Here is a 12,527-nt window from a genome sequence, read left to right on the forward strand (position 1 = left end):
CGCGGGCGCCGGCGCCGCGGGCGGCTAGGCGGGCTGCGGGCCGGCCGCGGGGGCGGTGGTGACGGCGGCGTCGGCGGGCATCAGGGGCAGGGCCACCTGGAACGTGGCGCCGCCGCCGGGGGTGTCGCGCACGTCGACGCTGCCGCCGTGCGCCGCGACGATGCCCGAGACGATCGCGAGTCCCAGCCCGCTGCCCCCGGTGTCGCGGGTGCGGGACGAGTCGGCTCGCCAGAACCGCTGGAAGATCTTCTCGCGGATCTGCGGCGGGATGCCCTCGCCGTGGTCGACGATCGCGAACGTCGCGACGCCGCGACCCGGGTCCGACTGCACCACGATCTCGATCGGGCTGTCGTGCTCGGTGAAGCGCATGGCGTTGCCCATCAGGTTGGTGATCACCTGACGGATCTTGTTCTCCTCGCCGATGACGATGGCGTGCGCCTCGTCGAGGGGTGTCTGCTCGACGGGCACGACGGCCGCGCTGCCGTCCGCGTTGCGGCCGCCGCGGGCACGCAGGCTCCGGAGGCGCGCGAGGGTGGCCCCCGCGAACGTCGCCGGTGCGCCGCCCGCCGTCGCCGACCCCGGCGCGACGGGCGCCACCGGGCCGGTCATCCGGCTCTCGACCGGGGCGCCGGGCGCCGCGTCGACCGCGGGCTCGGCCGCCTCGCCGTCATCCGCCGGGGTGGCCGTCGGCGCGACCGGGTCGAGCACGAGCACCTCGATGTCGCGGTCGGGGTTCGAGGCCATCGTGTCGAGGGCGGAGTCGCGGGCGAGCTGCACGAGGTCGACCGGGCCGAGCTCGAGGGGCTTCGACTCGTCGAGACGAGCCAGCTGCAGCAGGTCCTGGACGAGGACCCCCATCCGGATGGCCTCTTTCTCGATCCGCTCCATCGCCTGGGCGACGTCCTCCTCTTTCGTGAGGGCGCCCATGCGGTACAGCTCGGCGTAGCCGCGCAGACTGACGAGCGGGGTGCGGAGCTCGTGGCTCGCGTCGCCGACGAAGCGCCGCATCTGGTCGATGGTCTTCGCGCGGTCGTCGAAGGCGTCGTCGATGCGGTTCAGCATCGTGTTGAGCGATCGATTGAGTCGCCCGACCTCGGTGTTGGGCGTGGTCGAGTCGAGACGCTGGCTGTAGTCGCCGTCGGCGAAGCGCGCGGCCGTGGCCTCGACGTCACGCAGCGGGGAGAACGTCGACGTGACGAGCAGCCGGGTGAGGGCGGCGCCGAGCACCACGACCGAGACGCCGAAGCCGAGGAAGATCCCGCCGAAGCGGTTGATCGTCGCGTTGGTCGCGGCGAGGTTCGTGCCCGTGACGATGGTGGCGTCGATGGTCTGCGTGGAGCCGGTCGTCGAGGTCAGTGTGAGCGGCTTGACCGTGGCGTAGACCCGCCACTCCTGATCGTGGGTGCGGTTGTCGACGCTCTGCGCCTCGCCCCCGGCCGACTCGGCCACGGTGACCCCGCCGAGCACGGGCCCGACGCCGTCCTCCAGCAGGTCGCTGGTGTCGCAGATCATGCTGCCGTCGGGGTTGAGGATCGCCAGGTAGCTCGACTTGTCGCCGAAGTTGATGGTGCACGACGTGCCGTTGCGCGATGCGCCGGTGAAGCTGTCGGCCGACGTCTTCAGCTGCGTGTCGACCTGCCCGTAGAGATAGGTGCTCAGCACGGTCATGGTGCCGAGCCCGGCGACGAGGAGACCGAGGGTGACGAGGGTCACCGTGATGCCGGTGATCTTCGTGCGGATGGAGATCTCGTTCCACCACTGCGAGAGGCGTGCGTGCATAAGGGCGTCAGACTACCGAGAACGCCTGGGAGCCGAGGCTCCCAGGCGTTCGTGACGGCGGTGCGGGCGACTAGCTCTTCGACGCCTTGAGCATGTAGCCGAAGCCGCGCTTGGTCTGGATGATCGGCTCGGCCGAGAACTGGTCGAGCTTGCGGCGCAGGTACGAGATGTAGCTCTCGACGATGCCGGCGTCGCCGTTGAAGTCGTACTCCCACACGTGGTCGAGGATCTGGGCCTTCGACAGCACGCGGTTGGGGTTCAGCATGAGGTAGCGCAGCAGCTTGAACTCGGTCGGGCTGAGCTCGATGGCCGTCTCGCCGATCGTGACCTCGTGGGTGTCCTGGTCCATCGTGAGCTCGCCGGCGCGGATGATCGCGTCTTCGTCCTCGTTCATGGTGCGGCGGAGGATCGCCTTGATGCGGGCGACGATCTCGTCGAGGCTGAACGGCTTGGTGACGTAGTCGTCGCCGCCGACGGTCAGACCCGTGATCTTGTCTTCGGTGTCGTCTTTCGCCGTGAGGAACAGGATCGGCGACGTGTAGCCCGACGACCGCAGGCGCTTGGTCACGCCGAAGCCGTTCATGTCGGGGAGCATCACGTCGAGGATGATCAGGTCGGGCTCTTCTTCGAGGACGGCCGAGATGGCCTGCGCGCCGTTGCCGACTGCCCGGACTGCGAAGCCCGCGAATCGCAGGCTCGTCGTCAGGAGGTCGCGGATGTTCGGTTCGTCATCGACGATAAGGATCTTCGGGCCGTCACTCATGGGATAAGTATCTGCGCGCCTCCTCGGTGTTCCCTGTGAGCAGGAGGCACGTCAGCCGCATGCGGGCATCGTGTCGGCCCTCAGGACGCCGGGTCGGTCCATTCGACGTTCGGCACGAGCGCGATGCGGGTCGTCAGCTCGAGCAGCTCGTCGGGCACGGCGAGGGTGAAGTCGACGCCCTCGCGATGCTCGAGGACGGCGGTGTAGCCGGAGGCGCGGGTGATCTGCCACCCCGGGAACTCCTCGACCGGGGCTGCGACGACCCGCGCCTCCTCGGCGTCGTCGGTGGCGCCGATCGCGGTGAGACCGGCGAAGAGGTGGTCCTTGACCGGCGAACCAGCGAGGAGGTCGCTTCGGTCGAGCACGTCGGGGTCGGGGCTCCACGTGACGATGCTGAGCTGCGAGCCGGCGTGCAGCCCGCCCTGGACCTCGTAGGTGCGCTCGACGGCCACGACCACCGATGCGTCCCAGTCGGCGAACCGGGCGCGCTGGCCGCGGAACTCGATCGCGTCGTGCTCGAGCGACGCGACGAGCGGACCGAAGGTCGCGAACGGGGCCTGATCGGCCGCGAACACGCGACGGAGTCCGTCGCGCCAGAGGTCGTCGTCGCCGAGCGGCAGATCGGACTCGGAGGCGGTGCTCATGCGGCGAGGGCCGGCGAGTCGAGGATCGTGTAGCTGTAGCCCTGCTCGGCCAGGAACCTCTGGCGGTTCTGCGCGAAGTCCTGATCGACCGTGTCACGGCTCACCAGCGTGTAGAACGACGCCGGCAGCCCCGACTTCTTCGGGCGGAGCAGGCGGCCGAGCCGCTGCGCCTCCTCCTGGCGCGAGCCGAACGACCCGCTCACCTGGATGGCCACGGTGGCCTCGGGCAGGTCGACCGAGAAGTTCGCGACCTTCGAGACGACGAGCACCTTCACCTCACCGTCGCGGAACGCCTGGTAGAGCCGCTCGCGCTCGTCGATCGGCGTGGCACCGGTCAGGGTCGGGGCGTCGAGGGTCTCGGCGAGCTGCTCGAGCTGGTCGAGGTACTGCCCGATCACGAGGATCTGCTCGCCGTCGTGGCGGGCGACGAGATCGCGGACGACACCGAGCTTGGCCGGGGCGGTGGCCGCGAGACGGTACCGCTCGTCGTCGGGGGCGGCCGCGTACTCGAGCCGCGCCTCCTGCGGGAGGTCGACCCGCACCTCGTAGCAGGACGCCGGCGAGATGTAGCCCTGCGCCTCGATCTCCTTCCAGGGAGCGTCGAAGCGCTTGGGGCCGATCAGGCTGAAGACGTCGCTCTCGCGGCCGTCTTCGCGCACCAGCGTCGCCGTCAGGCCGAGTCGACGGCGGGCCTGCAGCTCGGCCGTCAGCTTGAAGACCGGAGCGGGGAGGAGGTGCACCTCGTCGTAGACCACCAGACCCCAGTCGAGGGCGTCGAGCAGCGACAGGTGCGTGTACTTGCCGCCCCGACGCGCCGTGAGGATCTGGTACGTCGCGATCGTGACGGGCTTGACCTCCTTGACCGAGCCCGAGTACTCGCCGATCTCGTCTTCGGTGAGCGAGGTGCGCTTCAGCAGCTCGTCGCGCCACTGCCGGGCCGACACCGTGTTGGTCACGAGGATGAGCGTGGTCGTGCCCGCCGCGGCCATGGCGCCCGCGCCGACCAGGGTCTTGCCTGCGCCGCAGGGCAGCACGACGACGCCCGAGCCGCCGTCGAAGAAGTTGTCGATCGCCTGCTGCTGGTAGCCGCGCAGCTGCCAGTCGCCCTGGTCGAGGTCGATCGCGTGCGGGGTGCCGGGCGTGTAGCCGGCGTGGTCCTCTGCGGGCCAGCCGAGCTTGACGAGCTGCTGCTTGACCTCGCCGCGTGCCCAGGGCAGGAGCTCCCACACGGTGTCGCTGCGGCGGACGCCGAGCAGCTCGCCGATCTTCTTGACCCGGGTGACCTCGCGCAGCACGGTGTCGTCGGTGCCGCGCAGCACGAGCGTGTCGCCGTCGCGCTCGATGACGATGCGCCCGTAGCGGGCCACCGTCTCGGCGATGTCGACCGAGACGCTCTGCGGCACGGGGAACTTCGAGTACTTCTCGAGCGTCTCGAGCATGTCTTCGGCGGTGTGACCCGCGGCCCGCGCGTTCCACAGGCCGAGTCGGGTGATGCGGTAGGTGTGCACGTGCTCGGGCGCCCGCTCGAGCTCCGCGAACACCGAGAGGTCGTGACGTGCGTCGTCCGACTGGGGGTGCGCGACCTCGAGCAGGACGGTGCGATCGCTCTGGACGATCAGGGGGCCGGTCATGAGGGTCGAGTCTAGGCGCGCCTCCTGCGGTCGTCCTCAGGTGGTGCGGGGACGCCGCGGGCGGGTCGGATCAGCGCGAGCTCGACACCGCGACCACGTGCGAGAGCGGCAGGGTGCGCTCGACGTCGGACTTCTTGTCGCGCCCGCGCAGACGGCCGCCGCCCACGCCGGTGGGCTCCATCTCGAGCGACGACGTCGTGCCGTCGGGCTGCTCGATCGAGATCGTGACGGTCAGCCGGCCCTTGACGGCCGCGTCGAGCTGGCGGGCGATCCAGGCGCGGTCGGTCGTCTCGGTGCTGCCCTCGTTCTCGGCCGACAGGCGTTCGACCATCTCGCGCAGCTGGTCGCGCGCCGGTGCGGGCACGGGGCGTCGGGGGCGGCGGCGGACGGGCGGCGTGACCGAGATGCCCGTCTCGTCGAGCACCACGACGGGGTAGCGCTCGTCGCTGAGGGCCCAGAAGACCGTGTCGCGCTCGAAGCGGCTGACGATGCGGAGCCCGTCGAGGCGGCGCAGCGCGAGCGGCGACAGCGCGTGGTCGACCTCGAGGGTGTCGATGCTGGTGTGCTCGTCGGCCTCGACGAGCGTGACGGCGTCGGCGGGGAACCCGGGCGTGCCGGGCTCGACGCCCGACACCCGGTAGCGGCCGTGCCGCTCGGCGGACTGCTGCACGAGGTAGTCGAGCGGCTGGGGGATGCCCGTCGCCGAGATCTCGCCGAGGAACGCCCGGAGCGTGTCGGCCGTCTCGCCCTCGCTCAGCGCCCGCTGCACGCCGCCCTCGGTGATGCGGTACGTGGCGGCGAGCCCGGCGCTCTCGACGACCGCGATGACCCGGAGGCGCGCATCCAGTGCCGGGGACAGCGGACCGGGCGAGACCACGGTGAGGTCGTGCTGCAGATAGACCTGCTCGACCGCCTCGGGCAGCAGCTCGGCGACCCGCGATCGTGCGGCGCCGGCGCCCTCGCGGAACAGCGCGAGCGCCGCCGAGGTGGGCACCCCGCCGGAGCTCAGACCGAGCAGCTCGGCGGAGCGCGAGAACGCGGCCAGGCGCTCGGGCACCCACGCCGCACCCGCGGGGTAGGCCCAGAGCGTGAACTCGCGGAGCGGCTCGCCCCACGAGGTCTCGACGCGCTGACGCAGCACGGCGACGATCTCGGGCGGCAGCGATTCGAGCCACGAGCTCGTCAGGGCCTCCCAGCGGTCGGGCCACGACGAGGCCAGCCAGGCGTTCGCCTCGGCGGTGACGACCCAGCCGTCGGGGCTCGTGCGGGCGAGCCCGGCGCGGGTCGTGATGCCCAGCAGCGTGCTGACGTCGTCGACGTCGATGCGCGCGGCCTCGGCGAGGCGGCGCGTCTCGGGCAGCGCGAGCCCGCCCTTGGCCAGCTCGCGGGCCGGCGACTGCTCGAGCGCACGGAGGATCTCGGCGACCTCGATCACGATGGCGTAGAGGCGCTCGGACGATCGCGCGTCGACGGCCTCCCGATCGATGTCGTCGACCGCCTCGAGCACGACCGGCGGTCTCTCGTCGGCCAGCCGCTCGGCGGAGAGCAGCGGGTCGTCGTCGAGGCGCTCGCCGACGGCGTCGGGGGTGGCGACGATCCGGCCGTCGGTCGACGGCACGAGCAGGAAGAGGTCGAGGAGGTGCGCGACGGCCGTCTCGACCGGCGAGAGGGCGTCGTCGGCGGGGCTCGCGAGCCGCTCGGCCAGCGTCGCCGTGTCGGCCGGCTCGCGCGCCGCCTGCAGCAGTCGCAGCTCGGTGCGGTCGAGGCGCGACAGCACGTCGCGCACCGAGGCCGGCTCGAGCAGCGAGTCGGCGAGGTCGAACGCGTCGTGGACGGTCGAGGGGCGCAGCTGTCTGGCCGACAGGCGTCGGAGCAGATCGTCGGTCGGGGCGCTGCGAAGCACGCCCGCGAGATCGAGTGCACTGGTCATTGGGGTCGACCTCCGAAGATTGCGCAGCCGGGTGCTGCGTCTACCGTGTGGTGCCCCGGTTCTCTCGCACACGTCGGGCAGCGCTGGCGACGACGTAGGCGATGATCAGCAGGATGGCGAGGGGGAGACCGATGAGCGGCAGCACGCTGATCGCCGGCCAGACGCCGACCGTGTAGTCGGAGACGCCCGTGACGCTTCCGATCAGACGGACGACGAAGGCGACGATCGACAGGACGACGATCGCCGCGATCATGAAGATCAGCACGCGTTCAGTACGATGGACGCTCGTCGGCGTGCTCTCGTCGGTCTTCTCAGCCACCTGCACAGGATAGCGGGGGCGCGCCCCGACCTCTCGCTCTAAACTGAGGTCGCTTTCACCCCCACCTCTTCTAGGAGTCAAGTCATGCCCACCGGCAAGGTCAAGTTCTACGACGACGAGAAGGGCTTCGGCTTCATCAGCAGCGATGACGGCCACGAGGTCTTCCTCCACGCGTCGGCCCTGCCCGCCGGCACCGTGGGTGTCAAGGCGGGGACCCGTCTCGAGTTCGGCATCGCCGACGGCAAGCGCGGTGCGCAGGCCCTCTCGGTGCGCGTGCTCGAGGCCGCACCGAGTCTCGCGAAGATGAGCCGGCGCTCGGCCGACGACATGGCGGTCATCGTCGAGGACCTCGTGAAGGTGCTCGACAAGGCCGGCGGAGACCTCCGCCACGGTCGCTACCCGCAGAACGGCGCCCGCATCGCCGTCCTCCTCCGAACCGTCGCCGACTCCTTCGATGCCTGACGCCGTGACGACCCCCTGGTCCGAGCTCGCGCGCCGCGCCCTGCTCGAGATCACCCCCGACGAGACGATCGGCGCCGAGGCCCCGGCCGTCGACGACGAGCCGGGAGTCACCTCGGTCCGGTTCGCGACCCTGCTGCCCGGTTACCCCGGCTGGTTCTGGACGGTCAGCGTCGCGCACCTCGAGGGCGAGGAGCCCTCGGTGCTCGAGGCCGAGCTGATGCCGGGCGACGACGCCCTCATCGCACCCGACTGGGTGCCGTGGGCCGACCGGCTTGCCGAGATGCAGGCCCAGGAGGCGCGCGACGGCGCCGAGGGCGACGACGAGTCGGACGATGACGAGTCCGACGACGAGGACGACTCGGATGACGACGACTCCGACGATGACGACGACGATTCAGACGACGAGGACTCCGATGACGAGGACGAGTCGGACGAGGGCGACTCCGACGACGATGCGCCGCGCGGCAGCATCGTGCACGGGGGCGACGTCGACGGCGTCGACATCGACGACCTCGACGTGACGACGGACGGCGGATCGTCCGACGACGACGACGACGACGACGACGATGACGACGATGACGACGACGACGACTCGGACGACGACGACTCCGACGACGGCCAGCAGCCCGACGCGGGCTCGACCCGGGGCGAGCAGTCCGGCAGCGGCAGGCCGCGGAGGCGTCGCCGGCGGTAGATGATCTCAGGGGCGCACGGCGCGCCTCCTCGGCCCTCCACGGTGTCGGACGACGAAGACCCCCTCGCCTGATGCGAGGGGGTCTTCGTCGTCTGCGGACCCGACCGTCAGACGGCCAGGGCGCTCACGACGTGGTCGATCGAGCGGATGAGCTGGCGGACGTCGTCGGGCTCGATGGCCGCGAAGGTGGCGACGCGCAGCTGGTTGCGCCCGAGCTTGCGGTACGGCTCGGTGTCGACGATGCCGTTCTGCCGCAGGACCTTCGCGACCGCGGCGGCGTCGATCGACTCGGCGAAGTCGATCGTGGCGACGACCTGCGAGCGGTGCGACGGGTCGACCACGAAGGGCGTCGCGTAGTCGGACGCGGTCGCCCAGTCGTAGAGGGCCGACGACGACTCGCGCGTGCGGGCGTCCATCCCGGCGAGGCCGCCGTTGTCGAGCATCCAGCGCGTCTGGTCTTCGAGCAGCAGCAGGGTGGTGAGCGCCGGGGTGTTCAGCGTCTGGTTCAGCCGCGAGTTGTCGACGGCGTTCTTCAGGCTGAGGAACTCGGGGATGTACCGGCCGCTCGCGGCGATGCGCTCGACGCGCTCGATCGCCGCGGGGGAGAAGAGGGCGAGCCAGAGACCGCCGTCGCTGGCGAAGTTCTTCTGCGGGGCGAAGTAGTAGACGTCGGCCTGCGTCGCGTCGAAGTCGATGCCCCCGGCCGCGCTCGTCGCGTCGACCACGGTCAGCGCGCCGGCGTCGCCGTCGACCCGGGTGACGGGGGCCATCACGCCGGTGGACGTCTCGTTGTGCGGCCAGGCGTAGACATCGACGCCCTCGAGCACCTCGACCTCGGCCAGTGCTCCGCCCTCGGCCGTGATCACGTGCGGCGCCTCGAGCCAGGGCGCCGCGTTGGCCTTGGCGAACTTGGAGCCGAACTCGCCGAACGACAGGTTCTCGGCGCGCTTCTCGACGAGGCCGAACGCCGCGGCGTCCCAGAAGGCGGTCGAGCCGCCGTTGCCGAGCACGACCTCGTAGCCCTCGGGGATGCGGAACAGCTCGCCGAGGTCGGCGCGCACCCGCCCGACCAGGTCTTTGACCGGCGCCTGCCGGTGCGAGGTGCCGAGGAGGCTCGCCCCCGCGGTGACCAGGTGCTCGAGCTGTGCGCCGCGGATCTTCGACGGCCCGCAGCCGAATCGACCGTCGGTGGGCAGGAGGTCAGTGGGAATCGAGATGTCCGCCATGCGTCGATCCTAGTGACCGCGGCGGAGCGCCCAGCGTGCAGCCACTAGGCTGACGGGGTAGTCCACGCGTTCCACCGGGAGGCCCCTGTTGACCGATCTCGTCGACACCACAGAGATGTACCTGCGCACGATCCTCGACCTCGAAGAAGAGAACATCGTGCCGCTCCGTGCGCGCATCTCCGAGCGCCTCGGCCACTCCGGTCCGACCGTCTCGCAGACGATCGCCCGGATGGAGCGCGACGGTCTCGTCGTCGTCTCGGGCGACCGCCACCTCGAGCTGACCCACGATGGGCGCAGCAAGGCGACCCACGTGATGCGCAAGCACCGCCTCGCGGAGCGCCTCCTCGCCGACGTCATCGGCCTCGACTGGGCGTACGTCCACGACGAGGCCTGCCGGTGGGAGCACGTGATGAGCGAGCAGGTCGAGCGCCGCCTGCTCGAGATGCTCGACCACCCGACCGAGTCGCCCTACGGCAACCCCATCCCCGGTCTCGACGAGCTCGGCGACTCGCCGGCCGGTCGGTTCCTCGACGGGGTCGTCAACCTGGTGCAGGTCGTGGCCGAGAACCCCGAGGGCGTCACCCGCCCGATCCGCCGTCTGGCCGAGCCGGTGCAGTTCGAGCCCGAGCTGCTGCAGCAGCTGCAGAACGCCGGGGTCATGCCCGGCAGCTCGGCGACCGTCACCGCTGCCGGCTCGTACGTCTTCGTGCAGGCCGAGGGTCGTGACGAGGGCCTCGAGCTGCCCAACGAGGTCGCGCAGCACATCTACGTGTCGAGCTGATTCCCAGCCCTCGTTCGGCTGTTTACCAATTCGTTACAAATATCCCTCTCGAGGATGATTTCACGCAGGGCTTCGCGTACAGTCGCAGAGTCCCTCGGCCAGGAAGCCGGTCGCGGGATCCGTGGCAAGACGTCTCGCAGCTCCCGTCTCTTGCCATGAGACGTTGATCTGACGAACGGACGGGCCAGCATCCCTAGTGCTGTCGAGACGCCGGAGAACCACCCTCTTGACCCAGCCTGTTCCCGCCCGACACGAGAACGAGCAGCCGAAGACCGCTGCCCTCCGCACCCCCTCCGACCTCCCGACCCGTTCGTCGCTCCGACGCGCCGCGGCCGCCGCCCCTGCACCGCGACGCCGCACGAGCGCTCGCCGCACGGCCGTCTCGGTGACCGTGATGACGCTGACCGCCGGTCTCTTCGGCACGCTGGCCCTGCCCGCGTTCGCCCAGACCCCGGGCGCGACCGGTGCGTCCGACGTGTCGACGGAGTCCGCGGCCTCCGCCGCGCTGACGAAGTCGCGCACCGCCGACGCGCAGACCGTCTCGGTCGCCGACGGCGTGGCCGCCGCCGACACGGGTCGCGACGGCTACACCGCGACCTCGCAGGCGACTCTCGACCAGGCCGCAGCGGCGGCCGCCGAGGCCGTCGAGCGCGAGCAGGAGCGCGCCCAGCTGGCCGAGCAGTACGCGAGCTACAGCGGCCCGACCGCGTCGGAGTACGTCGCGACGGCCGGCGAGGCCACGTCGTCGACGTCGGCCGCGGCAGCCGCCGCTCCGGCCGCCGGCGCCGCGACCCCCGGGGCCTTCAGCCTCGACGCCGTCTACCAGACGGCCCTGCAGTACCTCGGCACCCCGTACGTCTACGGCGGAGCGACCCCGGCTGGCTTCGACTGCTCGGGCTTCATCATGTTCGTCTACGCCCAGTACGGCATCTCGCTGCCGCACTCGGTGCCCGCTCAGGGGGCGCTCGGCACGCCGATCTCGGCCGCCGAGGCGCAGCCCGGCGACGTCATCATCTTCAACGACGGCTCGCACGACGGGTTCTACGCCGGCAACGGGATGATCCTCGACGCGCCCAAGCCCGGCGGCGTCGTGAGCGTGCGGCCGCTGTGGACGGACGCCGTGCACTACGTGCGTTTCGGGGTCTGACCCGACCCGCGCCTCCTCGGCTCCGCGTGAACAGGCTGTGAAGAGCCGCCCCGCCTCTAGGCAGGGCGGCTCTTCGGGGTTAACCTGGCGATCTCGGAGCACCGCTGAGACCAGGAGAGTCACATGCCTCGCACGACCGCCGCTCGCACCATGGGTGCGCGGTCGAGCGAGCACATACGACGCCCAGCCGACCGATAGAGCACTGCCCTGAGGGGCGGTGCTCTCTTTCGTTCGGAGGGCACTGCTGGGCCCGGCTGCTGCGAGACGGATCGAATCCCTGGAAGCCGTCCAGGGTGCTTCGAAAGGGACAGCATGCGCACTCTCGTTCTCAACGCCGGCTTCGAACCGCTGGCCGTGGTGTCCGATCGGCGGGCCCTCGTGCTCGTCATGACCCAGAAGGCGACGGTCGTGTCGGCCGACGCCGAGCATCCGGTGCTCGCCGCCCACGCCTCGTACGACCGGCCGTCGGTCATCGTGCTGACGCGGTACGTGAGGATCCCGCACGGGCGGACGATCCCGGTGTCGCGGCGCGGGGTGCTGCGACGCGACGCCCACCACTGCGCCTACTGCGGGCGGGGTGCGACCACGATCGACCACGTGCAGCCGCGGTCGCGCGGCGGCGCCGACAGCTGGGAGAACCTCGTCGCGTGCTGCCTCAAGTGCAACAACCTGAAGAGCGACCGGACTCCGGCCGAGATGGGGTGGTCGCTGCGGTGGGCGCCGAAGGCTCCGCACGGGGTGGGGTGGGTGGTGCGCGGGGTCGAGCGGCCGCAGCGCGAGTGGGACGAGTTCCTGGCCGCCGCTGCGTAGAGGTGCCGCGTGGGCGGGCCGGGGTCGTCGACCTCACCCGCGATGAACCGCGTTCGCGAAGATGAACCACGATAGAACGCGGTTCATCTTCGCGAACGCGGTTCATGGTGCGCCCGGACGGGGGGAGGCGCGGGTTCGGTAGACTCGCCGGGTCAGCCTCTGTAGCTCAATGGAAGAGCAGTTCCGTCCTAAGGAAAGGGTTGGGGGTTCGAGTCCCTCCAGGGGCACCCTAACGACGCTGCGCGCCGATGTGCCCCTGGAGGGACTCGAACCCCCGCGGCCCCGCGCCCGACTCGGCACGACGCCACGAGATGGACACGACGCCAGGAGTTCTTCTGGCG

At 70.9% G+C, this 12,527-nt stretch carries 12 protein-coding genes and 1 tRNA gene; 6 read left to right on the plus strand and 7 right to left on the minus strand.

From position 1 onward, the window contains the following. Nucleotides 1-24: 24 nt before the first annotated feature. The 6 genes from SOM13_RS12220 to SOM13_RS12245 all read right to left on the minus strand — a co-directional run bounded on the left by SOM13_RS12220 (nt 25) and on the right by SOM13_RS12245 (nt 7,066). Nucleotides 25-1,779 (minus strand): ATP-binding protein, encoded by a 1,755-nt coding sequence (locus SOM13_RS12220; RefSeq protein WP_320479863.1) that lies wholly within the window; start codon nt 1,777-1,779, stop codon nt 25-27. Nucleotides 1,780-1,849: 70 nt separating this feature from the next. Continuing rightward, on the minus strand, nt 1,850-2,542 hold the full coding sequence (locus SOM13_RS12225) for a response regulator transcription factor (protein ID WP_146852589.1): 693 nt from the start codon (nt 2,540-2,542) through the stop codon (nt 1,850-1,852). Nucleotides 2,543-2,622: 80 nt separating this feature from the next. Continuing rightward, entirely contained in the window at nt 2,623-3,186 is a 564-nt protein-coding gene (locus SOM13_RS12230) for a hypothetical protein (RefSeq protein ID WP_192061370.1), read from the minus strand. Next, the gene (locus tag SOM13_RS12235) at nt 3,183-4,817 is read right to left on the minus strand and encodes a DNA repair helicase XPB (protein WP_192061371.1); all 1,635 of its coding nucleotides are present in this window, start codon (nt 4,815-4,817) and stop codon (nt 3,183-3,185) included. Before SOM13_RS12235 ends, SOM13_RS12230 begins: the two co-directional genes overlap by 4 nt. 70 nt (nt 4,818-4,887) lie before the next feature. Beyond that, a complete protein-coding gene (locus SOM13_RS12240) occupies nt 4,888-6,747 on the minus strand; it encodes a helicase-associated domain-containing protein (RefSeq protein ID WP_320479864.1) in 1,860 nt (619 codons plus the stop codon). A 40-nt stretch (nt 6,748-6,787) separates the two neighbouring features. Next, complete coding sequence (locus SOM13_RS12245; RefSeq protein ID WP_243215664.1) at nt 6,788-7,066, minus strand: hypothetical protein; 279 nt, start codon at nt 7,064-7,066, stop codon at nt 6,788-6,790. Nucleotides 7,067-7,150: 84 nt separating this feature from the next. On the opposite strand from SOM13_RS12245, the gene SOM13_RS12250 reads away from it, so the two are divergent. Then, nucleotides 7,151-7,528, plus strand: coding sequence for a cold-shock protein (locus SOM13_RS12250; protein ID WP_192061374.1), 378 nt, complete (start codon nt 7,151-7,153; stop codon nt 7,526-7,528). Continuing rightward, complete coding sequence (locus tag SOM13_RS12255; protein ID WP_320479865.1) at nt 7,521-8,222, plus strand: DUF3027 domain-containing protein; 702 nt, start codon at nt 7,521-7,523, stop codon at nt 8,220-8,222. The genes SOM13_RS12250 and SOM13_RS12255 overlap by 8 nt, the downstream gene beginning before the upstream one ends. 107 nt (nt 8,223-8,329) lie before the next feature. On the opposite strand, the gene serC is transcribed toward SOM13_RS12255, so the two are convergent. Continuing rightward, nucleotides 8,330-9,448, minus strand: coding sequence for a phosphoserine transaminase (serC, locus tag SOM13_RS12260; protein ID WP_243215659.1), 1,119 nt, complete (start codon nt 9,446-9,448; stop codon nt 8,330-8,332). Nucleotides 9,449-9,536: 88 nt separating this feature from the next. Between serC and SOM13_RS12265 the strand changes: the two genes are divergently transcribed. The 4 genes from SOM13_RS12265 to SOM13_RS12280 all read left to right on the plus strand — a co-directional run bounded on the left by SOM13_RS12265 (nt 9,537) and on the right by SOM13_RS12280 (nt 12,413). Continuing rightward, a complete protein-coding gene (locus SOM13_RS12265; RefSeq protein WP_192061377.1) occupies nt 9,537-10,229 on the plus strand; it encodes a metal-dependent transcriptional regulator in 693 nt (230 codons plus the stop codon). A 226-nt stretch (nt 10,230-10,455) separates the two neighbouring features. After that, on the plus strand, nt 10,456-11,376 hold the full coding sequence (locus tag SOM13_RS12270) for a C40 family peptidase (protein ID WP_320479866.1): 921 nt from the start codon (nt 10,456-10,458) through the stop codon (nt 11,374-11,376). Nucleotides 11,377-11,688: 312 nt separating this feature from the next. Beyond that, a complete protein-coding gene (locus tag SOM13_RS12275; protein ID WP_320479867.1) occupies nt 11,689-12,186 on the plus strand; it encodes an HNH endonuclease in 498 nt (165 codons plus the stop codon). Nucleotides 12,187-12,341: 155 nt separating this feature from the next. Next, nucleotides 12,342-12,413, plus strand: a tRNA-Arg gene (locus SOM13_RS12280). The last annotated feature ends 114 nt before the right edge of the window (nt 12,414-12,527 follow it).

It is taken from the genome of Frigoribacterium sp. CFBP9030 (assembly GCF_034045195.1).
In the GTDB taxonomy this organism is placed as follows: Bacteria; Actinomycetota; Actinomycetes; order Actinomycetales; family Microbacteriaceae; genus Frigoribacterium.

Excerpts from the sequence above, each read along its gene's own strand:
- SOM13_RS12220 (WP_320479863.1), bottom strand. The coding sequence starts at position 1,779 with ATGCACGCACGCCTCTCGCAGTGGTGGAACGAGATCTCCATCCGCACG.
- SOM13_RS12225 (WP_146852589.1), bottom strand. The coding sequence starts at position 2,542 with ATGAGTGACGGCCCGAAGATCCTTATCGTCGATGACGAACCGAACATC.
- SOM13_RS12230 (WP_192061370.1), bottom strand. The coding sequence starts at position 3,186 with ATGAGCACCGCCTCCGAGTCCGATCTGCCGCTCGGCGACGACGACCTC.
- SOM13_RS12235 (WP_192061371.1), bottom strand. The coding sequence starts at position 4,817 with ATGACCGGCCCCCTGATCGTCCAGAGCGATCGCACCGTCCTGCTCGAG.
- SOM13_RS12240 (WP_320479864.1), bottom strand. The coding sequence starts at position 6,747 with ATGACCAGTGCACTCGATCTCGCGGGCGTGCTTCGCAGCGCCCCGACC.
- SOM13_RS12250 (WP_192061374.1), top strand. The coding sequence starts at position 7,151 with ATGCCCACCGGCAAGGTCAAGTTCTACGACGACGAGAAGGGCTTCGGC.
- SOM13_RS12255 (WP_320479865.1), top strand. The coding sequence starts at position 7,521 with ATGCCTGACGCCGTGACGACCCCCTGGTCCGAGCTCGCGCGCCGCGCC.
- serC (WP_243215659.1), bottom strand. The coding sequence starts at position 9,448 with ATGGCGGACATCTCGATTCCCACTGACCTCCTGCCCACCGACGGTCGA.
- SOM13_RS12275 (WP_320479867.1), top strand. The coding sequence starts at position 11,689 with ATGCGCACTCTCGTTCTCAACGCCGGCTTCGAACCGCTGGCCGTGGTG.